Annotated in this window: 19 protein-coding genes and 1 pseudogene; 16 read left to right on the top strand and 4 right to left on the bottom strand. The window is 73.3% G+C overall.

Features of this window, described 5'->3' with window-relative positions; translation table 11 throughout:
- Positions 1 to 10: 10 nt before the first annotated feature.
- The 3 genes from P3X83_RS36690 to P3X83_RS36680 all read right to left on the bottom strand — a co-directional run bounded on the left by P3X83_RS36690 (position 11) and on the right by P3X83_RS36680 (position 2,779).
- Entirely contained in the window at positions 11 to 1,408 is a 1,398-nt protein-coding gene (locus P3X83_RS36690) for a CocE/NonD family hydrolase (protein ID WP_277309971.1), read from the bottom strand.
- A 128-nt stretch (positions 1,409 to 1,536) separates the two neighbouring features.
- Positions 1,537 to 2,112, bottom strand: a complete 576-nt coding sequence (locus P3X83_RS36685; protein ID WP_277309970.1) for a helix-turn-helix domain-containing protein — start codon at positions 2,110 to 2,112, stop codon at positions 1,537 to 1,539.
- Between the two features lie 43 nt (positions 2,113 to 2,155).
- Complete coding sequence (locus tag P3X83_RS36680; RefSeq protein WP_277309969.1) at positions 2,156 to 2,779, bottom strand: amino acid transporter; 624 nt, start codon at positions 2,777 to 2,779, stop codon at positions 2,156 to 2,158.
- A 112-nt stretch (positions 2,780 to 2,891) separates the two neighbouring features.
- Here P3X83_RS36680 and P3X83_RS36675 point away from each other — a divergent pair, with 112 nt between their 5' ends.
- Positions 2,892 to 3,437: a hypothetical protein gene (locus P3X83_RS36675; protein ID WP_277309968.1), complete on the top strand. Its 546-nt coding sequence runs from the start codon at positions 2,892 to 2,894 to the stop codon at positions 3,435 to 3,437.
- Between the two features lie 3 nt (positions 3,438 to 3,440).
- On the opposite strand, the gene P3X83_RS36670 is transcribed toward P3X83_RS36675, so the two are convergent.
- Positions 3,441 to 4,868, bottom strand: a complete 1,428-nt coding sequence (locus P3X83_RS36670; RefSeq protein ID WP_277309967.1) for a PLP-dependent aminotransferase family protein — start codon at positions 4,866 to 4,868, stop codon at positions 3,441 to 3,443.
- A 131-nt stretch (positions 4,869 to 4,999) separates the two neighbouring features.
- Between P3X83_RS36670 and P3X83_RS36665 the strand changes: the two genes are divergently transcribed.
- The 15 genes and pseudogenes from P3X83_RS36665 to P3X83_RS36595 all read left to right on the top strand — a co-directional run bounded on the left by P3X83_RS36665 (position 5,000) and on the right by P3X83_RS36595 (position 22,297).
- On the top strand, positions 5,000 to 7,285 hold the full coding sequence (locus P3X83_RS36665; protein WP_277309966.1) for a xanthine dehydrogenase family protein molybdopterin-binding subunit: 2,286 nt from the start codon (positions 5,000 to 5,002) through the stop codon (positions 7,283 to 7,285).
- A gap of 633 nt (positions 7,286 to 7,918) precedes the next feature.
- Positions 7,919 to 10,372 carry a N,N-dimethylformamidase beta subunit family domain-containing protein gene (locus P3X83_RS36660; RefSeq protein ID WP_277309965.1) on the top strand — a complete coding sequence of 818 codons (2,454 nt, stop codon included), beginning with the start codon at positions 7,919 to 7,921 and terminating at the stop codon, positions 10,370 to 10,372.
- An 84-nt stretch (positions 10,373 to 10,456) separates the two neighbouring features.
- The gene (locus tag P3X83_RS36655) at positions 10,457 to 11,692 is read left to right on the top strand and encodes an MFS transporter (RefSeq protein WP_277309964.1); all 1,236 of its coding nucleotides are present in this window, start codon (positions 10,457 to 10,459) and stop codon (positions 11,690 to 11,692) included.
- Positions 11,689 to 12,696 (top strand): hypothetical protein, encoded by a 1,008-nt coding sequence (locus tag P3X83_RS36650; RefSeq protein WP_277309963.1) that lies wholly within the window; start codon positions 11,689 to 11,691, stop codon positions 12,694 to 12,696. Before P3X83_RS36655 ends, P3X83_RS36650 begins: the two co-directional genes overlap by 4 nt.
- 354 nt (positions 12,697 to 13,050) lie before the next feature.
- Complete coding sequence (locus tag P3X83_RS36645) at positions 13,051 to 14,034, top strand: glutathione S-transferase C-terminal domain-containing protein (RefSeq protein WP_277309962.1); 984 nt, start codon at positions 13,051 to 13,053, stop codon at positions 14,032 to 14,034.
- The gene (locus P3X83_RS36640) at positions 14,031 to 15,380 is read left to right on the top strand and encodes an NtaA/DmoA family FMN-dependent monooxygenase (RefSeq protein WP_277309961.1); all 1,350 of its coding nucleotides are present in this window, start codon (positions 14,031 to 14,033) and stop codon (positions 15,378 to 15,380) included. The genes P3X83_RS36645 and P3X83_RS36640 overlap by 4 nt, the downstream gene beginning before the upstream one ends.
- The gene (locus P3X83_RS36635; protein ID WP_277309960.1) at positions 15,377 to 16,546 is read left to right on the top strand and encodes an LLM class flavin-dependent oxidoreductase; all 1,170 of its coding nucleotides are present in this window, start codon (positions 15,377 to 15,379) and stop codon (positions 16,544 to 16,546) included. Before P3X83_RS36640 ends, P3X83_RS36635 begins: the two co-directional genes overlap by 4 nt.
- Positions 16,543 to 16,725 (top strand): hypothetical protein, encoded by a 183-nt coding sequence (locus P3X83_RS36630; protein WP_277309958.1) that lies wholly within the window; start codon positions 16,543 to 16,545, stop codon positions 16,723 to 16,725. Before P3X83_RS36635 ends, P3X83_RS36630 begins: the two co-directional genes overlap by 4 nt.
- Complete coding sequence (locus P3X83_RS36625) at positions 16,722 to 17,843, top strand: LLM class flavin-dependent oxidoreductase (RefSeq protein ID WP_277309957.1); 1,122 nt, start codon at positions 16,722 to 16,724, stop codon at positions 17,841 to 17,843. Before P3X83_RS36630 ends, P3X83_RS36625 begins: the two co-directional genes overlap by 4 nt.
- Positions 17,844 to 17,859: 16 nt before the next feature.
- A pseudogene (locus P3X83_RS36620) lies at positions 17,860 to 18,069 on the top strand (alkanesulfonate monooxygenase); the annotation flags it as partial.
- A 259-nt stretch (positions 18,070 to 18,328) separates the two neighbouring features.
- Positions 18,329 to 19,072 (top strand): GntR family transcriptional regulator, encoded by a 744-nt coding sequence (locus P3X83_RS36615; RefSeq protein WP_277309956.1) that lies wholly within the window; start codon positions 18,329 to 18,331, stop codon positions 19,070 to 19,072.
- Positions 19,073 to 19,075: 3 nt separating this feature from the next.
- Positions 19,076 to 19,303: a 4Fe-4S dicluster domain-containing protein gene (locus tag P3X83_RS36610; protein ID WP_277309955.1), complete on the top strand. Its 228-nt coding sequence runs from the start codon at positions 19,076 to 19,078 to the stop codon at positions 19,301 to 19,303.
- Positions 19,304 to 19,311: 8 nt separating this feature from the next.
- Positions 19,312 to 20,730, top strand: coding sequence for an ABC transporter substrate-binding protein (locus P3X83_RS36605; protein ID WP_277309954.1), 1,419 nt, complete (start codon positions 19,312 to 19,314; stop codon positions 20,728 to 20,730).
- Positions 20,727 to 21,602 (top strand): ABC transporter permease, encoded by an 876-nt coding sequence (locus P3X83_RS36600; RefSeq protein ID WP_277309953.1) that lies wholly within the window; start codon positions 20,727 to 20,729, stop codon positions 21,600 to 21,602. The genes P3X83_RS36605 and P3X83_RS36600 overlap by 4 nt, the downstream gene beginning before the upstream one ends.
- A complete protein-coding gene (locus P3X83_RS36595; protein WP_277309952.1) occupies positions 21,599 to 22,297 on the top strand; it encodes an ABC transporter ATP-binding protein in 699 nt (232 codons plus the stop codon). Before P3X83_RS36600 ends, P3X83_RS36595 begins: the two co-directional genes overlap by 4 nt.

Genomic DNA, 22,297 nt, shown 5'->3' with positions numbered 1-22,297 from the left:
AAGCCGGGGATCATGGGACGAGCAGGCCCCAGTAGAGCGCCCAGGGGATCAGCAGGATGCCCCCGGCCAGGGTGAAACGGGCGGTACGCCTGGTCCGCCCCAGGGTCAGGGCCGTGCCGACCGCCGTCCCCGCCGCGCACAGCACCATGACCTGCAGGATCAGCCACACCACTGGCCGTCCGAGCAGCACGGGCCCGGGCGCGCCCGCCGCCGTCGCCAGCAGGTAGCCGTGGTAGAGCACGGCCCCCAAGACGGCGAGGGTCCCAGTGAGGGAGAGCAGCGCGGGCCAGCGCCGGGCCGGGCCGCCCCGGGAGCCGCGACGCCGGAGGGTCGCGGCGGCCGGATAGGCCGCGAAGGCGACCAGGAGCAGGATCAGCGCGCCGAGCTGCACGGGCAGCGACTCCCACCAGGCCAGCGGCGGCACCGGGTCGGCGGCGACCTCCTGGGCCGGCGGTGGATCGGCGGAGGCGGTCGTGGTCCGCGCTCCCCGGGAGCCCAGGCCGTCGATCCAGGAGACGACCGTTTCCACATACCCGGCGACGAGCCGCGAGTCCGTGGAGAAGCCGTCGTCGCTGCCCTCCAGCGAGTGGTCGGCGCCGGGTACGACCTTGAGGGTGTACCGGTCGTTGCCGGCGGCGCGCAGGGTCTCGGCGAACACCCGCATGCCGTCAGCGGGCGGGACGCTGCGCTCGTGCTCGCCCCACAGCCCCAGGACGGGCTGGCGGATCTTACGCAGGACCGGCACCGGCTCGTGGCCGGACGCGCCGAACATCCCGGCGGCGACCATCACCCGGGTGAGGTTGACGGCCAGCGGCCGGATCCGGGGCCCGCTGACGCCCGCGTGGGCGAGGTAGTTGGCGTTGCTCCACACCTGCACCCGCTCGGGGGTGTACGCGCCGGCCCCGACCGTGATGAGGAACGCGACCTGCGCCGACCTGGACGCGGCCAGCGGGGCCACCCAGCCGCCCTCGCTGAAGCCCCAGACGCCCACTCGGCCGGGATCGACGTCGGGCTGCCCGCGCAGGACCCCGATCCCGGCGAGGGCGTCGTCCGCGAGGTCGGAGAAGGACCTGTTCGTCTGGCTGTAGCCGGTGGTGCGCTTGTCGTACACCAACGCGGTGACGCCCTGCCGGGCGAACGCCTCGGCCTGGTCGGCGAGACCTTCCAACCGGCGTGGGCCCGCGCCGGGCACCATGACGATGGCCGGTCGCGGCGGGCCGCCGCCGGACGGCGCGTAGATCATGCCGCGCAGGCTCACGTCGCCGTTCTGGAGGGTCACCGGCGTCCGGGTCACCTGACCGGCGGTGGAGGCGGTAGAGGCGGTGGCGGGCGGCACCCAGAGCGCCGAGAGCGCGGTGAGCGCGACCAGCAGTACCGCGACGATCGTTGATTTGCGTAAGGACAGCACGGAGTGCTCTCCTTTCTGGTTGAGGGTCGATTCACGTAAGGACTCGCCTCGCGGCGAGGTGATGCGGCTTTCGCCTGACGGGGTCGCCGAGTTGCCGCTCGGCGGCCCCGTGTCTCATCGGGCCCGGATCACTCCTCGGGTTCGTCTTCCGGCGGCCCCGGGTCGGGGAACGCCAGGAAACGGGTCTGTACGAGCCGGGCGCCGGGCGGCGCCTGGTCGGGATCGGGCGTGTAACGCTTGATCAGTTCGATGTACTCCTCGAAGAACCGGGCCAGCTCCTCCAGCGTCACGCGGATCTCTCCCCGCGAGTACGGCATGGCGTCGCCCCACGGCCCCATGTCGCCGCGCGCCCGCTGGAAGCGATCGAACAGGTCCAGGTCGGCGGCCAGGAAGCCGCGTTCCAGTTCCGCCAGCGCCGTGCGCATGTCCTTGTCACGCCGGTCGCGCGGCTCGAACCGCAGGTCCACGGGGACGTGCCGCCACCAGCGTTCACGCCCGTGCGCCAGCTCCGGCACCTCTTCCACCAGCCCGTGCCGGGCCAGCACCCGCAGGTTGTAGCTGGTGCCACCGGTGGTGATGCCGAGTGCTCTGGCGAGGGTCGTGGACGTGGCCGGACCGTCTCGCAGGTGTTCGAGGATGCGTTGCCGGATGGGGTTGGCCAGAGCCTTGATCGTGCCTAGTTCGGCTCTCCTGGGCTCCGGCATGGTTACACGATAAATGATGCATCACTTCTCGTGCAACCCCGGCCTAGTCCAGCAGCGCGCACCAGGGGTGGGAGCCGTGCTCGGTGCGCAGCGCCCGCGCCAGCCAGCGCCGTTGCAGGACCGAGAGCAGCGGGAGCACCCGGGCGAGGTCGATCTCGTCCTTGGGGCGCGGGCACTTGGCCTTGTAGAGGAGCTGGACCTCCGGCGACAGCCGGGGCGGCCCGTCGTCGGCGATCGTGAGCGTGCCGAGCGGACGGCGGACGCGCGGGTCGCGGCGGTAGACCCACTCGTCGCCGTCGGAGTCCTCGATCATGACCTGGATCCGCCACGGACCCTCGGGGTGCTCGCGCACCCAGACATCGTGCGCGCCGTCCGGCAGCGGCTCCCCGCGAACCCAGGGCCGCAGCGTGCCCGGCGGCTCGGCGACCTGGCAGTCCCAGTCCGCGAGCAGCTCGCGGACCGCCAGGTGGTCGCGGCGCAGCACGCCGATGTCCAGGTCCGCGTGCTCGCGGTAGTCGAGGACGGCCCCGGTCGCCTGGCGCACGGCCAGCTCGACGGCGTGCCCTCCCGCGACCCACCAGGGAACCCGCAGCCCCGCGAAAAGCTTCTCGGCCTCGCTCAGCGGCGCGGCCTCCCACACTCCCCAAGGCGTTTCGATGCGCGACATCGCCACACGCTAGCGGTCCACGACCCGTCAGGGTGACATTTGTGAACGCGTGAATCCGCGAAGGGGTCCCGCCACGTACAACCTGTGCGCACTACCCGGACGGGAGGTAACCATGACCGCCATACCGGCGCGGCCAGGCCTCGGCACCACGCTCAACGGCAGAGGCCACCGCATCGCCCTCGACGTCTTCCTCTTCATCGTGCTCGCCCACTGGGCCGAGCACATCGTCCAGGCGATCCAGATCTGGGTGCTCGGCTGGCCGCTGCCCGAGGCACGCGGCGTGCTCGGGCTGTGGTTCCCCTGGCTGGTCACCTCCGAGGCCATGCACTACGGCTACGCGTTGATCATGCTGATCGCGCTGATCGCGCTGCGCAAGGGGTTCACGGGCCGGGCGCGCGTCTGGTGGAACATCTCGCTGGGCATCCAGGTGTGGCACCACATCGAGCATCTGCTGCTGCTCTACCAGGCCCAGAGCGGGATGTTCCTGTTCGGCAGGGCCGCGCCGACCAGCGTGCTGCAACTGGTGATCCCCCGGGTGGAGCTGCACCTGTTCTACAACTCGCTGGTCTTCACGCCGATGGTGGTGGCGATGGTCCTGCACCGCCGTCCCCGGCCCGCCGAGCGCGCGGCGATGACCTGCTCGTGCGCCCGGGGGTGAGGCTCAGGCCACGGACCTCCCGGCGGTGTCGCGGGCCAGGCCGTGCTCGCCGAGCGTGCGGGCGACGACGCGCAGCGCCCGGTGCAGCGCGGCCTCGCGCAGGTGGCCGTGGCCGAGCACGATGCCGTTCCCGGCGGCGCGCTGGTAGTACGCGCTCAGGTCGGCGACCAGCACGTGGCGCTCGCGCAGCGCGCGCACGATCACGGCGGCCCGGACGGACGCGGGCAGCAGGAGCGTGGCCGATGAGCCGGTGTCCGCGCCGACCAGCCGGACGCCGGCGCAGGCGTCGAGCGCCTGCCGTACCAGGGCCCGCTTGGGGGCGTACAGCACGGCCAGCCGCTCGGCGCGGCGCGCGACGCAGCCGGAGGCCAGCAGGTGGGCGACCGCCCGCTGGCACGGCAGCGACGGCTGGGCGTGCGCGGCGGCGACGGCCTCGCCGGCCGCCGCGGCCAGGCGGCGCGGCACGACCGCGTACGCCAGCCGCAGGGCCGGGGTCAGCACGTCGCAGAACGTGCCGGTCATGGCGGTGTGCGCCGGGTCGCCCAGGGCCATCACGCTGGCGCGCGGCGCGACCGAGGGGTTGAGCACGCCGTCGAAGGCCGGTTCGACGACCAGGCCCCCACGCTCGGCCGCCCACGCGGCCACGGCGTGCCGCCGCCGCGTCGGCATGCGCGTGCCCAGCGGGTCGTTGCGCTCCGGCATCAGCACGACCGTGCCGCAGGCCGCCGGGATCAGGTCGGGCCGCGCCCCGGACCCGTCGTTGGGGACCGGCAGCACCGCGCCGTGCCCGCCCAGCGCCGCCCGCAGGCGCGGCGGAGCCGGGTCCTCCAGCCCGGCGGCCGTCCGCCCCGACTCCTTGGCCTGCGCGTGCAGCAGCGACAGCAGCGCGTGCCCGTGCCCCCCGGTGATGATCACCTCGTGCTCGCCGAGGACCAGCCCCCTGGTCTCCCGCAGGTGCGCCGCGACCGCCTCCCGCAGTTCGGGCAGGCCGGGCGGCGGCGGCTCCTCGCTGGGCGGCGGGGCGTGCCCGGCGTGCCGCCACGCCGCGCGCCAGGCCGCGATCGGGAACGCCTCGGAGGCGGGACGGCCGGGCCGCATGTCCACCGGCGCGTCGCTCCGCCCCGTGGCGCGCGGTCCGTGGACGGCCGGGTCCTCGCGGTCGTCCCCGCCGGGCATGGTGACGTAGGTGCCGGAGCCGTGCCGCCCGTCGATGTAGCCCTGCGCGAAGAGGATCTCGTAGGCGGCGAGGGTGACTCCCCGCGACACCTGGAGTATCGCCGCCAGGCCGCGCGTGGACGGTATCCGCGCGCCGGGCGCGAGCCGCCCCGTGTCGATCGCCCGGCGCAGTTGCCGCGCGAGCTGGTCCTGCAGTGGTTCCGGCCGGTCCCGCTCCAGGCGGAGCGGGACGCTGAGCCCCCGTGGGCTGCGCATTCGAGGTCCCCCCGTGGATCCGATCATGCCTTCGCCGTAACGGCGTGACAGACCGTTCCATCGCGTTCCATACCGGGCGGGTCAGGCCGGAAGCGCTTGGCCGCCGGGGGCCGCTCACGCACAATCGAGCCATGGCGGACTATGTGGGGGCGCGTGCCGCACGGCGGGAGGACGCCCGGTTGCTGACGGGCAGGGCGAGGTTCGTGGCGCACGGCGGGCCGCCGGGCGCGGCGCACGCGGCGGTGGTCCGTAGCCCGATCGCGCACGGCAGGCTCGCCGGGTGCGACGTGCGCGCGGCGAGGTCGGCCGAGGGCGTCCTCGACGTGATGACGATCCGCGAGGCGGGCTCGCTCCGGCTGCCGTGCGTCATGATCGCGCCGGGCCAGGAGGAGACGTCCTACCCGGCGCTCGCCGAGGCGGTCCGCTACGTCGGCCAGCCGCTGGCGGTCGTGGTGGCCGAGACGCCGGAGGCGGCGCACGCCGCCGCCGCGCTGGTCGAGCCCGCCCTGACCGGGCTGCCGCCGGTGATCGGCGTGGAGCACGCGCTGCACCCGGACGCGCCGCGCCTGCACGCGGCCTACCCGGGCAACGTGGTCACCGACTTCACGATGGGCGACGAGGACTGCGAGACCGTCCTCGCGGCGGCCGACCACGTGGTGGAGGCGACGTTCCGGTTCGGCCGGGTGTCGCCCTTTCCGATGGAGCCCAGGTCGGTCGTCGCCGACTGCGCGGACGGTGAGCTGACCGTCCGGATCTCCACGCAGGCCCCGCACCACGTGCGCGAGCACGTGGCCGAGGCGCTGGGGCTGGCCGTGGGCCGGGTCCGGGTGGTCGCCCACGAGACCGGCGGCGGGTTCGGCGCCAAGGAGCACGTCTATCCCGACGAGCTGCTGGTGTGCCTGGCCGCGGTCCGGCTCGGCCGTCCGGTGAGCTGGACGGAGACCCCGGGCGAACGGCTGACCGCCACGCTGGCCTCACGCGAGGCGGTGCACCGGGCACGGCTGGGTTTCGACCGCGACGGGCGCTTCGTCGCCCTGTACACCGACATCGTCGGCGATCTCGGCGCCCATCCCTCCAATGTGGGGATCTCGCCGTTCGCGGTGACCGCCACGATGCTGCCGGGTCCGTACCGGTTCGAGCGGGCGGCGGCGCGGGTGCGCGGCGTGGTGACGACGACCACCCCGACCGGGTCCTACCGCGGGTTCGGCCAGCCGGAGGCGACGTGGACCAGGGAGCGGTTGGTGGACCGGGCGGCCCGGCTGCTCGGGACCGATCCGGTGGAGCTGCGCGCGCGGAACATGATCCGGCCCGAGGAACTGCCGGTCGCTTCTCGGCTGTGGCAGCGGTACGACTCGGGCGACTACCCGGAGGCGCTGCGGCGGGTGCGTGCCCTCGCGACCGCGTTCGCCCCGCCGGTCGGCGACGGCAGGAGACGCGGGATCGGCTACTCCTGCCATGTGGAGAGCACCGGTCTCGGCCCGTCGATGGCCATGCGGGCGATGGGGATGGAGTCGGGCGGCTTCGAGAGCGCGCTGGTGCGGATGGAACCGGACACCTCGGTCGTGGTGACGGCCGGGGTGGTCGGCATCGGCCAGGGCATCGAGACCGCGCTCGCGCAGGTGGCCGCCGACCGGGTGGGCGTGCCGCTGGAACGGGTCAGCGTGGTCCTCGGCGACACGGCGGCGACGCCGTACTCCCCGGTCGGGGCGATCGCGAGCCGGTCGGCGGCGCTGGGCGGCGCGGCGCTGATCCGGGCCGCCGCGCGGCTGCGCGAGCGGATCGTGGCCATCGCCGCGCACCGGCTCGAAGTCGCGCCTGAGGACCTGGAGCCGGACGGCGACGCCGTGCGCGTGAAGGGCGACCCGCTGGCGAGCCTGACGCTCCGCGAGATCGCCGTCTCCGCGTGGCGCGGCTGGAACCTGCCCGACGGCGTGCCGCCCGGCCTTGAGGAGCGGGTGACCTACGATCCCGCCGACTTCACCTACGCGTACGGCGCGCACGCCGCGGCCGTCGCCGTGGATCCGGAGACCGGCGCGGTGGAGGTCGAGGGCTACTGGGCGGTCAACGACGCCGGAGTGGTGATCAACCCGGCGATCGCCGAGGGGCAGGTGCGCGGCGGGGTGGCGCAGGGCATCGGCATGGCGCTGACCGAGGAGATCGTCTACTCGGCGGACGGGCGGCCCGCGCCCGGCTATCTGACGCCGACCGCCCGCGAGGTGCCCGAGATCGTGGTGGAGCTGATGGAGACGCCGTCGCCGGTCACGCCGGGCGGCATGAAGGGGATCGGCGAGGCGGGTACGATCGGCCCGCCCGCCGCGATCGGCAACGCGGTGGCCGCGGCCCTCCCGGAGATCGCCGACCTGATCGACCGGACGCCCCTGACCCCGGAGCGCGTCTGGTCGTGGCTCAATCCCTGACAGCCCCCGCCTGGCTTGTCATGCCTGACTCCGGCCCCTGACCAGGTGTGTCGGGATTGACGCCCGATATCCCGAAGAAGTACTGGATTTGCCGCTCATCGCGGGGTTTCGACCGTTCGCCGATGCCGTGCGGCGTGTTGGCCGCGGCCGCGGGACCGCTCACCGCTCCGGCCCGATATCCCTCTTTCGGTCATCTGTGACTCGGCGGACTCTCAACCTAGATCCCGCATCCCCCGGTGTCTCCTCAATTCTGTCTCTCCTCGAATTCCGGCGCGTCGTCCCCCCTGCAAGGAGGTTTTCGCGGTTGACATCCTCCCCACGGCCGATGCCGGGGGATTCCAACCCTCACAGGCCGGATCTTCCTGCTTCACCGGCGATGGCCCACACGCACCCGCAGGTACGCGACCGGTCTCACGTGGCCTCCACAGGCTTCACATCCCGCCCGCCCGGCGGTAGGTCCGCCCGGACCGGCTCAGTCACCACCCGCCCGTTCGAACACCAGAACGCTAACACGCAAGAGGTCGCCGTGAGACGAAAAGCGCAAGGTCACCGCAGCACTCAAGCCCTGACGGCCTTCCAGCGCCGCCGATTCATCCGGGGGACCGAAGTCCGGGGCCTCCTCGGGAGATCGCGATGAGAAGACCGAGAACGACGACGGTCCTGGCGGTGGCCGTCCTCGTCACCGCAATGCCAGGACTGTCGCAGTCACACGCGGTCGCCGGGCCACGGGCGGCCCCCGCGCCCGTGGAGTACGTCCCCGACGAGCCGCTGCCCACCGAGCCCGTCCCGCCGCAGCAGTCGCTGGACGCGCTGGGGGTGACCGGCTACCCCGACCGGCTCAGCGTACGGCCGGGCGAATCCGTCAAGATCATGGTCAGCACCAGGGCGCCGACCTTCACCTCCTCCATGGTCAGAGTCACCCACGGCGACGCCGACCCGACAGGCCCCGGGCTCAAGGAGCAGGTCATCGAGCCCGCCAAGACCTACCAGGGGGTGGACCAGCGGCTGCCGCTCGGCTCGTACGTCCGCGTGCCGGACGACCGCAAGCTGCGGCCGTCGGACGGCTTCACGATCACCGCGTGGATCGCGCCGTCCACGATCCCCGGCTCCCCGTACAACCGGACCGCCCTGAAGCGGACCCCGGTCGGCACCCCGCGCGCCCAGGGCCTGGTCACCAAGTGGTCGGAGACCGACCGTAAGGGATACGGCCTGTTCATCGACGAACAGGGCGCGCTCGCGCTGCGCATCGGGGCGGACACCGTCTCGACGGGCGTGAAGCTCAAGCCGTGGGCCCCCGCGATGGGCGGCCCCGAGATGTACTTCCCCAACAAGAACCCCCGGCCGATGCACGTGAACAACTCCGGCTGGTACTTCGTCGCGGCGTCCTACGACGCGCGGACCCGCAAGGCGACCGTCACTCAGCGGCCGGTCTCCCAGATGCCGGACGACTCGGGGGCGACCACCACCAAGCAGGTCGGCGACGGCCGTCTCGCGCACACCTCCGACCCGCTGCTCATGGCGGCCTACTGGAACCGGCCGGGCGACGCGCACCCGTCGGGCTTCTACAACGGCAAGATCGAGGCCCCGGCCGTCTACGACCGCGCCCTGTCGCAGCGCGAGATCGACACGGTCGCCGGGGGCGGGCGGGCGCGCGGGCCCAAGCCCGCGGGCGCCTGGGACTTCTCCCGGAACATGGACGGTGACCAGGTCGCCGCGAGCCAGGGCCCGGCGGGCCGGGCGGTCAACCTGCCGGTGCGGGCGATGACCGGCCACGGCTGGGACCGCAAGACCATGAACTACAACCAGGACCCCGGCCAGTGGGGCGCGATGCACTTCCACGAGGACGACCTCGGCGACGCCGCCTGGCGGCCGTCGTTCACGTGGAAGGTCCCCGACAACGCCAGGAGCGGCGTCTACGCCGCGCGCCTGGAGGCCGCGGGCCGCGTCTACCACGCGACCTTCGTGGTGCGGCCGAAGAAGCCCACCGCCAAGATCGCCATGCTGGTGCCCACCCTGACCTACCTCGCGTACGGCCAGACCGGCGGCACCATGAGCCAGTACTCCGACCACGCCGACGGCAGCGGATACGTCTACTCCACGCACCTGCGCCCGATCGTCAACCTGCGCCCGCTGACCACCGGCCCGAACGGCGAGGGCCGCCCGTGGGCCTTCGAGGCCGACACGCACATCTTCGACTGGCTGGAGACCAGGAAGTTCGACGTCGACTACATCACCGACCACGACGTCGACCGCGAGGGCCGCAAGATCCTCGACCCCTACCAGACCGTGATCACCGGCACCCACCCCGAGTACATCTCCACCACCGAGTTCGAGTCGATCAAGGGCTGGCTCGGCGACGGCGGCCGGCTGATGTACCTGGGCGGCAACGGCTTCTACTGGGTGACCGCGCTGGACAGGAACCGGAACCACAGCGAACTGCGCCGCCACGACGGCACCGAGGCCTGGCAGGCCGCGCCGGGCGAGTACTACCACAGCACCGACGGCGAGTACGGCGGGCTGTGGCGCTTCCGCGGCACCCCGCCCCAGGAACTGGTCGGCGTCGGCTTCGCCGCCCAGGGCTTCGGGCACCCGACCGGCAGCGCCAACTACAACAAGCCCTTCGACCGGTCTGCGGCCAGCTACGCCGACGCCGGGTCCTGGGTCTTCGAGGGAGTCGCCAAGAAGGACGGCATCGGCGGCGACCTGCCGAGCCTGCAGAGCCAGGGCGGCCCGATGGGCGAGGAGGTGGACCGGGTGGACTACGCGCTCGGCACCCCGGCCAACGCGATCGTGCTCGGCACCTCGCAGCCCTTCGGCGAGCAGTACATGCACGTGGTCGAGGAGATCAACACCTCCTCGCTGTTCGAGGGCGGCGACACCAACCCGATGGTGCGCGGCGACGTCACGCTGATCCACTACCCGAACGGCGGCGCGGTCTTCTCCGCCGCCTCGATGGTGTGGAGCGGCGCCTTCTACAACAACGGCTACGACAACGACATGACCAGGATCACCGAGAACGTGCTGAAGAAGTTCACGTCGGGTGCGCCGCTTCCCGGCGTGCAGGGAGCGAAGTCAGAGCCCCGGTGAGGGAGGGGTGAGCCGGTCACCGGGAGGCCGCGCGGCCTCCCGGTGACCGTCGCGATCAGCCGCATGCGATGAAAGGTGCGTCCCTTGTACATAAGCGTTCGCGGCACGCCGTCCCCGGCCGGGTCCGGCGCGGCGGGCCGGGTGCCGGGCACCGTGGTCGCCCTCGGGTTCGTCAGCCTGCTCACGGACATCTCCACGGAGATGGTCACCGCGGTGCTGCCGCTCTTCGTCACCGTGGGCCTGGGCCTGTCGCCGCTGGCCTTCGGGGTCCTGGACGGCTTCTACCAGGCGGCGACCGCCGCCGCCCGGATCGGCGGGGGCTACGCGGCCGACCGGTTCGGGCGGCCGAGAGCGGTCGCCGCCGTCGGATACGGCCTCGGGATCGTCTCCAAGGCGCTGCTGCTCCCGGCGAGCGGCCTGGTGGCGCTGTCGGGGGCGCTCGGCCTCGACCGGATCGGCAAGGGCCTGCGCACCGGCCCGCGCGACGCGCTGATCGCCGGGTGCAGCCCGCCCGAGGCCCTCGGCCGCTCGTTCGGGGTGCACCGCGCGCTGGACACGCTCGGCGCGCTGCTGGGGCCGGTGGTCGCCTTCTACCTGCTGATGGCGGTGCCCGGCGACTTCGACGCGGTGTTCACCGTGTCCATGTGCGTGGCCGGGCTCGGGGTGCTCCTGCTGCTGGGCAAGGTCGCCGAGCGGCCGGCCGGCCGCGCGGAGCGGGCGTCGATCCGGCCCAGGGAGGCGGTCCGGCTGGTGCTCGGACGGCCCCGGGTGCGCGGGATGGTGCTCGCGGCGGCGCTGATGTCCGGGCTCACGGTGAGCGACGCCTTCATCTATCTGACCCTGCTGGACCGCGGCGCGGTCACGGCGAACGTGTTCCCGTTGCTGTTCCTCGGGACCGGCGCGGTGTACCTGGCCGCCGCCGTCCCGCTCGGGCGCCTCGCCGACCGGTACGGCAGGCCGAGGGTCTTTCTGGCCGGCCACGCGGCGATCGTCGCGGCCTACGTCGTGGCGAGCGGCGCGGACGCCCTCCCGATGGCCGGACTGACCCTCGGTCTGCTCGGTCTCTACTACGCCGCGACCGACGGGGTGCTGCCCGCGGCGACGGCCGCCATGGTCCCCGGGGAGTGGCGGGCCACCGCGATCTCGACCCTGCAGACCTGCGTGGCGCTCGGCCGGGGTCTGGCGGCGCTCGCGTTCGGCGCGCTGTGGGCGGTCACGGGGCCGTCGCCCGCGCTGCTGGGGTTCGCCGCCGCGCTGGTGGTCGTGCTGCTGGTCGTCGCGCCCACCATGCTGGGCCGCGGGGAGAGGAGCGCCGGATGAACGGCCGATCCAAGATCATGATCTCACTGGCCGTGCTGCTGGTGGGGGTGGCCGTGGGCACCGTGCTGACCTCGGTGCTGGGCCGGGCAGGGACGTCCGCGGCCGGTGCGGCCGACCCCGGCCTGTTCGACGACGAGCACATCGTGTTCCGTTCCCTGAGCCAGGGGCCCGACCAGGGGCGCGTGGCATACGTGGAGCCGGGCCAGGCGGGCAGGGCGGAGGCCAGGCGGGTCGCGGGGCCGCGCTGCCTGCGGGTCGCGGCGGCCGGGCGGCGGGCGGTGTGCCTGCGCGCCGGGCGGGTGCCGAGCCAGCCGTACGAGGTGGCCGGCCTGGACGAGCGGCTGCGGGAGACCGGCGACGAGGCCCTGAACGGCGTGCCCAGCCGCGCCCGGGTCTCACCGGACGGCCGGCACTACGCGACCACGGTGTTCGTCAGCGGGCACGACTACATCTCACTCGGGTTCTCGACCGAGACGGTGATCTACGAGACCGGCGGCAAGGTGCTCGGCGACCTGGAGGAGTTCGCCTTCACGATCAACGGGAAGCGGGACGAGAGCACCGACCGCAACGTGTGGGGCGTGACCTTCGCGGCCGACTCACGCACGTTCTTCGCCACGGTCGCGGCGTCCGGCCGTACCTACCTGACCAGGGGCGACCTGCGGGCGCGCACGCTGACCGCGATCCAGGACAACGCCGAGTGCCCGTCGCTCTCGCCGGACCAGACGAAGATCGTCTACAAGAAGCGGGTCAACGACACCTCGCAGGACGCCTGGCGGTTCCACTGGCTGGACCTGCGGACCGGCGCCGAACGGCCGCTGGGGGAGCGGCGCAGCGTGGACGACCAGGTCGCCTGGCTGGACGATGAGCGGGTGATGTACGCGGTGCCGAAGACGGCGGGCGGCAGGACTACCGCCGACGTGTGGGTGGCCCCGCTGGACGGCGGCGCGCCCCGCCTGCTGGTGCCCGACGCCGACTCGCCCACCGTGGTCGGCGGCCTGTCCTGAACGATGACCGGCGCTGACCGGCTGACCGCCCGGGGGCGGCCGGTCAGCCGGTCACGGTCCGCTCGTCGGCCCAGAACTCGATCAGCTCCTCGCGCGTCATCGTCTCGGGCGGCCCCGGCGGGATCCGCCCGGTGGTGAGCACCCAGGTCGCGATGAGCAGGGCCTTTTTCCTCGAACTCGCGGCGAACTGCGGCCACGAGGACGCCGCCTACCGGCTCGCGGTGATCCGCCGCAGGACGGGCCCCCGGGACTGACCGGCGCGACCGGCCGGCGGAACAGACCCGCCGTGACTCCGTTGACAGCGAAACCCCTATTTTCCTACTTTTAAACTAGACATTTGGGAGAGGGGTCAGCATGACTGCTTCCACCGGCGCGCCGGTCTACGCGAGCCCGGCGGACATCGACAGATACGGACCGTACGGGCCGGGCCGTCTCGACGCCGGGACGGGCTGGAACCGACCGAGATATCCATTCCAGGGACGGATCACCGCCGACGGATCCAGCGGATACCCGGCAGAGCCCGGCCGCTACCACGTCTACGCGGCCTGGACGTGCCCGCTCGCCCAGCGGGTCGCGATCGTCCGGCTGCTCAAGGGCCTGGCCGGCGTGGTGTCCCTGTCCTACGTGGACGACGACCGCGACAACCGGGGCTGGGCCTTCCGGGAGCGCCGGGGGCCGGACCCGGTCAACGGCTTCGCCTTCCTCCAGGAGGCGTACGACGCGACGGAACCCGGCTATCCCGGCCACCTGTCCGTGCCCGTGCTGTGGGACCGCGTGAGCGGCCGGATCGTCAGCAACGACTTTCCCCGCATCACCATCGACCTGGGCACCGCGTTCGAGCGCTGGGGCGACCCGACCGTCGCCCTCTACCCCCGCGAGCTGCGCCCGGAGATCGACGGGCTGAACGAGGAGATCTACCGGGACGTCAACGCGGGGGTCCACCAGGTGGCCGCCGCACGCGACCAGGAGGAGTACGAGGACCGGCGGCACCGGGTGATCAGCGCGCTGGAGCGGCTGGACGAACGGCTGGCCGACCACCGGTTCCTGGTGGGCGACGGCGTGACCGAGGCCGACGTCCGCCTGTGGCCGACCCTGGTCCGCTTCGACCTGGCCCAAAACCCGGCCGGGAAGATCAGCGAGCGGTCCCTGACCGACTTCCCGAACCTGTGGGGCTACGCCCGCGACCTCTACCAGTGGCCCGCTTTCCGGCAGACCGCCGACTTCGGCGTCTACCGCCCGGGCTCGCCGCCCGCCGGAGGGCCGCGCCGGATCACCGTCGAGCCGTTCGCGGCCGACTGGGACAAACCGCACGGGCGCGAGCGGCTGGGGTCGGGGTGAGCACTACGGACGGGGCCATCCGGATCCACCTGGCGGCCCACTTTCCCGGCGTGAACAACGCCACCGTCTGGACCGACCCCCGGTCGGGCAGCCAGATCGACTTCTCCTCCTTCATCCACCTGGCCCGTACGGCCGAGCGCGGCCGGTTCGACTTCTTCTTCCTCGCCGAGGGCCTGCGGCTGCGCGAGCTGAAGGGCCAGGTCCACGACCTCGACGTGGTCGGCCGTCCGGAGAGCCTGACCGTGCTCGCCGCGCTGGCCGCCGTCACCGAGCGCCTGGGGCTGGCCGCCACGGTCAACGCCACCTTCAACGAGCCCTACGAGCTGGCCAGGCGGCTGGCCTCGCTGGACCACCTCAGCGGCGGCCGGGCCGGCTGGAACGTGGTCACCACCTCCGACGCCTTCACCGGGGAGAACTTCCGGCGCGGCGGCTACCTGGACCGCGCCGACCGCTACACCAGGGCGGAGGAGTTCGTCCGGCTCTCCCGCAGGCTGTGGGACTCCTGGCGGCCCGGTGCGGTCGCCGCCGACCAGGAGACCGGCGTCTACCTGCGTCCGGGAGGGGTCAAGTCGTTCCACCACCGGGGCCGCCACTTCGGCGTCGAGGGCCGGTTCAACGTCCCGCGCCCCCCGCAGGGCCACCCGGTGATCATCCAGGCCGGGGAGTCAGACGAGGGACGCGAGTTCGCCGCGAGCACCGCCGACGTCATCTTCAGCCGGTACGGCACCTTCGAGGAGGGCCGGGCCTTCTACACCGACGTCAAGCGCAGGCTGGCCCGCCACGGCCGCGAACCGGACCAGCTCAAGATCATGCCGGGGGTGTCCTTCGCGCTGGGCGACACCGACGCCGAGGCCGCCGAGAACGCCGCGGAGATCCGGCGGCTCCAGGTCGGCCCGCAGACCGCGATCGCCTTCCTGGAGCAGATCTGGGGCCGGGACATGACCGCCTACGACCCGGAGGGCCCGCTGCCCGACATCGAGCCGGAGACCGGCGATGGGGTCTCCCAGGGCCGGGTGGCGGTCAAGGACCGGGCCGCGGTCGCCGCCAAGTGGCGCGCGGTGGCCCAGGAGAAGGGCCTGAGCATCCGCGACCTGGTCATCGAGATGACCGGCCGTCAATCGTTCATCGGCTCGCCCGCCACCGTCGCCCGGCGGATGGAGGAGTTCGTCCGGGGCGGGGCGGCCGACGGGTTCATCCTCGTGCCCCACCTCACCCCAGGCGGCCTCGACGACTTCGTGGACAGGGTCGTGCCGCTGCTCCAGGAACGCGGCGTGTTCCGCGCCGAGTACGGCGGGCCCACCCTGCGCGACCACCTGGGCCTGAAACCACCGGAAGAAGGGTCATGAGCGGACATCTGCACCTCGCCGTCGCCCTCGACGGGACCGGCTGGCACCCGGCATCCTGGCGCGAGGAGACCGCGCGCCCACTGGACGTGTTCGGCGCGCGCTACTGGACCGACCTGGTCACCGAGGCCGAACGCGGCCTGCTGGACTTCGTCACCTTCGAGGACGCGCTGGACGTGTGGTCGCAGGGCGCCCCCGGCGGCAGGCTGGACGCGGTCCTCATCGCCGCGCGCGTCGCCCCGGCCACCTCGCGGATCGGCCTGATGCCGACCGCGACCACCACCCACACCGAGCCCTTCCACGTGGCGATCGGCGTGGCCACCCTGGACCACGTCAGCGGCGGGCGCGCCGGATGGCGGCCCCAGGTCTCGTCGCGGGCGGGGGAGAGCGCCCACTTCGGTCGCAGGGACCGCCTGCCCGGCCTGGCCGAGCTGCTGGAGGAGGCGGGCGACGCGGTGGAGGTCGCCCGGCGCCTGTGGGACAGCTGGGAGGACGGCGCGGAGATCCGCGACGCCGTCACCGGCCGGTTCATCGACCGGGACCGGCTGCACCACATCGACTTCGAGGGGCGCTGGTTCTCGGTGCGGGGGCCGTCGATCACGCCCAGGCCGCCGCAGGGGCAGCCGCCGGTGGCGGTGCTGGCGCACTCGCGCCTGCCGTACGAACTGGCGGCCCGCTCGGCGGACGTCGTGTTCGTCACCCCATACGACCGGGAGGACGCGCGGCGGATCGTGGCGGAGGTGCGCGGCCTGCCCCGGACGGGCGAGCCGCTGAAGGTCTTCGCCGACATAGTGGTGTTCCTCGGCGCGGACGCGGCGGAACGCAAGGCGCGGCTGGACGATCTCGACGGAGTCGGCTTCGTCTCCGACGCCGCCGTGTTCGCCGGGACCGCCGAGGACCTGGCCGACCTGCTGCTCGACTGGCGTGAGGCGGGTATCGACGGGTTCCGGCTGCGGCCGGGCCGGATCCCGATCGACCTCAAGCGGGTCGCCAGGGGCGTCACCTCGGCGCTGCGCAGGCGCGGCGCGTTCCGCGCCGGGTACGAGGCGGACACCCTGCGCGGCCTGCTCGGCCTGCCGCGCCCCGCGAGCCGCTACGCCACCGGGCCCGCCGTCCCGGGGCCCGCCGTCACCCAGCCGGTGAGCGCCGTGCGGACGGCCGCCCGGTGAAGTTCCTGACCATCACCCTGCGGCGCTCGTGGCGCTCGTGGCGCTCGCCGACGCCGACGCCGAAGCCGTCCGGCCGGCACCGCGCCGCGCCGGAGCTGTTCCAGAGCGAGATCGCCCCGGTGCTGCGCGCGGAGATCCCGAGCAGGCCGTTCCCGCAGCCGGTGGAGGTACCCGTATGACGATCCCGCTGTCGGTGCTCGACCTCGCCCCGGTGCCGGCCGGCGGCGGCGTGGGCGACGCGCTGCGCAACACCCTCGACCTCGCCCGCAGGACCGAGCGGTACGGCTACCGCCGCTACTGGCTGGCCGAGCACCACCTCGCCCCCGGCGTGGCGAGTTCGGCCCCCGCCGTGCTCATCGCCTCGGTGGCGGCGGCCACCAGCCGGATCCGGGTCGGCTCCGGCGCGGTGCAACTGGGCCACCAGACGCCGCTGTCGGTGGTCGAGCAGTTCGGCATGATCGAGGCCCTGCACCCGGGGCGGATCGATCTCGGCCTGGGCCGCTCCGGGCAGCGCCGGGCGGAGCCGGCCAGGTCGGGCCCGCCTCCCGAGCCGCCCGCCGGCCCGCGCACGGTGGACGGCCTACTCATCCCCAGGGCGCACGGCTTCGCGGCGCCGGCCGGGTCGCCGAGGTTCACCTTCCAGGCGTCGCTGCTCCAGCAGCCGGGCGCGGTGACCCCGGACTTCGCCGAGCAGGTGGACGAGGTGACCGCCTTCCTGCGCGGGACCTTCCGCTCGCCGGACGGGCGCTTCGCGGCGCACGCCATCCCGGGGGAGGGCTCCGACGTGGAGCTGTGGATCCTGGGCAGCAGCGCCGGGCAGAGCGCCCGCGTGGCGGGGGAGCGGGGGCTGCCGTTCGCGGCGAACTACCACGTCAGCCCGGCGACCGTGCTGGAGGCGGTCGCCGCGTACCGCGAGGCGTTCAAGCCGTCGCCGTCGCTGGCGGAGCCGTACGTGATGGTGTCGGCGGACGTGGTGGTGGCCCGCGACGACGCCACGGCCAGGGAGCTGGCCGAGCCGTACGCGCTGTGGGTGCACGACATCAGGACCGGGCGGGGCGCGCAGCCCTACCAGGCGCCCGCGCGGGCCCGCGAGCACGACTGGACGCCCGAGGACCGGGCGCTGGTGGCCGACCGGGTGGACACCCAGTTCGTCGGCGGCCCGGCGACCGTGGCCGAGCGGCTGCGGGTGCTGCGCCGGGTCACCGGGGCCGACGAGCTGCTGATCACCACCATCACGCACGAGCACGCCGACCGGGTGCGTTCGTATCGGCTGCTGGCCGAGGCGTTGCAGACCTGAAAGGGAAGGTTCTCGGATGAGGTTCCACTGGTTCCTGCCCACCAACGGGGACAGCCGCGACATCGTCGGCGGCGGTCACGGCGCGGCGCCGCCCGGCACGGCGGCCCGCGACCGGCCGCCGTCGCGAAGCTACCTCGGGCAGATCGCGCGCGGCGCCGAGGACCTCGGATTCGAGGGCGCGCTCACGCCGACCGGCGTGTGGTGCGAGGACGCCTGGCTGACCACGTTGGAGGAGGCGTACTGGTTCGGCGAGGGGGTCCTGCCGCTGCTGGAGCGGGGCGCGCTGTGGGCTCCGCCGTACGGCCGGGAGGCCGTGACCCCGTCGCTGGTCCCCTTCGGCCCCTCCTGAGCCTGGCAGATCTTGCCTGCGCGGGCCCGTCCGCCCAGCTCACGCGAGGTTTCCGGAAGGCGTGAGTGGCGCAATCCCATCGTTATCCCTGTATTCCTACCTGATAGCTAGGCTTATCGGGTTCAGGGAGGTGGGCATGGGAATGGTCGAAACGCGCAGGCCCCGGGCGGATCGCGCGCGCCAGGTGGCGGACCTGCTGCGCAGGGAGATCCTGCAGGGGCGCTTCCAGCAGGGCGCGCTGCCGCTGGAAACCGCGCTGTCCCGCGAGTTCGGCGCCTCGCGCAACACCGTGCGCGAGGCGCTCGGGCTGCTGCGGGAGGAAGGCCTCGTGGAACGCTGCCCCGGGGTGGGCACCACGGTGGCCGCGGAGAAGTACCCGCACGGGCTGCACCGGCTGCTCGGGCTGGCCGAGACGCTGCGCGAGCACGGCGAGGTCACCAACCGGGTCCGCACGATGAGCGACATCGAACCGCCCGCCGCCGTCCGCGAACGGCTCGGTCTCATGCCGGGCGAGCGGGTCGTCTACGTGGAACGCGTGCGCAGCCTCAACGGCCTGCCGCTCTCGCTCGACCTCACCTACCTGATCAGGGAGGTCGGCGAGCCGCTGTTCGACGCCGACCTGGAGCGCACCGACATCTTCGTGCTGCTCGAACGCTTCGCCGGGCAGCCGCTCGGCATGGCCGAGCTGACCCTGGAGGCGGTCAACGCCGACCCGCACACCGCCGCCGTCCTGGAGGTGCCGCGCGGATCGGCCCTGCTCATGGTCGAACGGCTCACCCACCTGGCCGACGGCCGCCCGGTGGACCTGGAGTTCATCCGGTTCCGCGGCGACCGGCTGACCATGCGCGGCCACCTGCGCCGCGACACGGAAGGGGAATGACCCATGGCCCTGGCCGAACAGCGCGTCGAGGTCCCGGTGACCATCGACGAGGCGCTCTGCATCGCCGGCTGCACGCTGTGCGTCGAGGCGTGCCCGCTCGACTCCCTCGCCATCGACGACGGCACCGGCAAGGCGTACATGCACGTGGACGAGTGCTGGTACTGCGGGCCCTGCGCCGCCAGGTGCCCGGTGGACGCCGTCACCATCAACATCCCCTACCTGCTGCGATGAGGAAGACCATGCGTAGAGCCCGGTACTCGACGCCGGCCGCCCTGCTCGCCGCGCTCGCCCTGGCCGGATGCTCGGTGTCCGGCGTCGCGGGGGAGAGCGGCGGGAAGACCAGGGTCGTCATCGGCTACCAGTCCAAGACCATCAACACCGTGACGGCGGGCACGCTGCTGCGCTCGCTCGGCTACCTGGAGAAGCGGCTCGGCGACAAGTACGCCGTCGAGTGGCAGGACCACGACACCGGCGCGCCGATCACCGCCAAGATGGTCGCCGGGAAGATCGACATCGGCTCCATGGGCGACTACCCGCTGCTGATCAACGCCTCCCGCACCCAGGGCGCCGAGTCCTCCCGCACCGAACTGGTCTCCATCACCGGCTACAACCTGCGCGGCGGCCTCAACATGGTGGTCGTGGCGCCCTCCTCCAAGGTCGGGGACCTGGCCGGGCTGAAGGGCGCCAAGATCTCCGCCAGCTTCGGCTCGGCGGGGCACGGCACCCTCGTCCAGGCGCTGGAGAAGGCGGGCCTCGACCCGGCCACCGACGTGCAGGTGGTCAACCACCAGCCGCCGGTGGGCGCATCCCAGCTCGAGTCGGGCGGCGTGCAGGGCTACGCCCAGTTCGTCGCCTGGCCGGGCCTGCTGGTCTTCCAGGACAAGGGCCGCCTGGTCTACGACGGCTCGGCGCTGGGCGTGCCCACCTTCCACGGCGTGGTCGTCCGGCAGGCGTACGCCAAGGAGCACGCCGAGGTGGTCGACGCCTTCCTCAAGGCGCAGATCGACGCCACCCGGTACCTGCACGAGCACCCCTTGCAGGCGGCGGAGTCGGTGGCGAAGACCACCGGGCTGCCGCCCGAGGTGGTCTACCTCTACAACGGCCCCGGCGGCGTCTCCACCTTCGACGTCACCCTCAAGCGGCCACTGCGGGCCGCGCACGAGCACGACGTGCCGTACCTGGCCAGGATCGGCGACGGGTTCTCCGGCGTGGACCTGAACCGGTTCGTCAACGACACCTACCTCCGCAGGGCGTACGGCCCGGCCTACGACGCCGACGCCGCCACCACGGTCAACCCCGCCCGCATCACCGGGACCGACCCCGCCTGCCGGACCTCCGTGGACGACCCCGCCACCGCCTCCGAGCTGTGGCTCACCGGCGAGGCCGCCACGCGCCCGGCCGCCACCCCCACCTGCCTGCTGCGCCAGATCGCCGCCGAGGGCGGCGAACGGGTCCGCGCCGCGTACGTGCCCGACACCACGACCGGCACCCGCTGGTTCGCCGCCAAGTCGGTCTGGCTGAAGGACCCCGGCGCCAAGGAGAACGCCCGCTACCTGCCCTTCACCACCCAGGCGGGCGCCGACACCTACCGCGCCGCCCATGCCCGCGCCGAACCGGTGTCCTACCAGGACGCGCTCGCGGAGGTCGCGGACCGATGACCGAATCGATGACCGGCACCGGAACCGTGCGGGAGGCCGACCCGGCGCCCGTCGCGCCGTCCCGGCCGGAGCCGTCCCCGCGCACGGGCGGCGGAAGGTGGCGCAGGTGGGCGGTCCGGCTCGCGGCCGTCGCCGGGGCAGGGCTGGCCTGGCAGGCGCTCACCGTCACCGACGCCCGGATCTGGCTGCGCTTCGACCGGCTGCCCACGCTGGACGAGATCGGCGCCGAACTGGCCGGGCAGCTCGGCACCTCCGTGTTCTACCTCGACCTGCTGCAGAGCCTGATCCGCATCCTCACCGGCTTCGGCCTCGCCGCCGTGGCCGGGGTGGCCGTGGGCGTGCTGGTCGGCCGTTCGCGCGGCGCGTCCGACGTGCTGTCCCCGCTGCTGGAGGCGGTCCGGCCGATCCCGGCGATCGCCCTGGTGCCGATCGCGATCCTGCTCTTCCCGACCGACGAGCAGGGGATCGTGTTCATCACGTTCGCCGCCGCCTTCTTCCCGATCATGGTCAGCACCCGGTACGCCGTGCGGGCCCTGCCCACGCTGTGGGAGGAGGTGGTGCTGACCCTCGGCGGCTCGCGGCGGCACGTGCTGGTCAACGTGGTCCTGCCGGGCGCGCTGCCCGGGGTCTTCGGCGGGCTGTCGGTCGGCATGGGCGTCGCCTGGATCTGCGTGATCTCCGCCGAGATGATCTCCGGCGAGTTCGGCGTGGGCTACCGGACCTGGCAGGCGTACACGCTCGTGGACTACCCGGCGACCGTCGTCGGGATGGTCTCCATCGGCGCGCTGGGGTGGCTCACCTCGGCAGCCATCGAACTGGCCGGGCGGCGGGCCACCCGCTGGCTGCCCCGCGCGGAAGGGACCGGCGGATGACCACCACGGCGACCAGGGGCCTGCGGCTCACCCTCGACGGCGCCGCCCTCGGCTACGGCAGGGACACGGTGCTCGGCGACGTACGTCTCGACGTGGCGCCCGGCGAGATCGTCGTCGTGGTCGGCGCGTCGGGATCCGGCAAGTCCACCCTGCTGCGCGGCCTCGCCGGGCTGCTCACGCCCTACTCGGGCCGGATCCTCGCCGACGGCGCGCCGGTCACCGGCCCGTCCAGCGACCGGGCCATGGTCTTCCAGGAGGACGGGCTGCTGCCGTGGCGGTCGGTGCTGCGCAACGTGGAACTGCCGCTGGTCATCCGGGGCGTGGACCGGACGGCCCGCCGCGCCGCCGCGCGCGGCTGGATCGAGAGGGTCGGGCTGGCCGGATCCGAGGGCCGGCTGCCCCGCGAGCTGTCCGGCGGGATGCGCCAGCGGGTGCAACTGGCCAGAGCGCTGGTCGGCGCCCCGCGCGCGGTGCTCATGGACGAGCCGTTCGGCGCGCTGGACGCGCAGACCCGCGCCGGGATGCAGCGGCTGCTGCTCGACGTGCTGCGGGACACCTCGGCCACCGTGGTGTTCGTCACCCACGACGTGGACGAGGCGCTGCTGCTGGGCGACCGGGTGGTGGCGCTCGGCCGTACCGGGGGGCTGCGCTCGCTCACCGGCGCGACCCGCGACCAGATCGTGAAGGAGCTGTAG

The organism is Spongiactinospora sp. TRM90649, assembly GCF_029382225.1.
Taxonomy (GTDB): domain Bacteria; phylum Actinomycetota; class Actinomycetes; order Streptosporangiales; family Streptosporangiaceae; genus Spongiactinospora.
The sequence above is the reverse complement of the archived record's forward strand: the minus strand, read 5'-3'. Positions and strand labels throughout refer to the sequence as shown.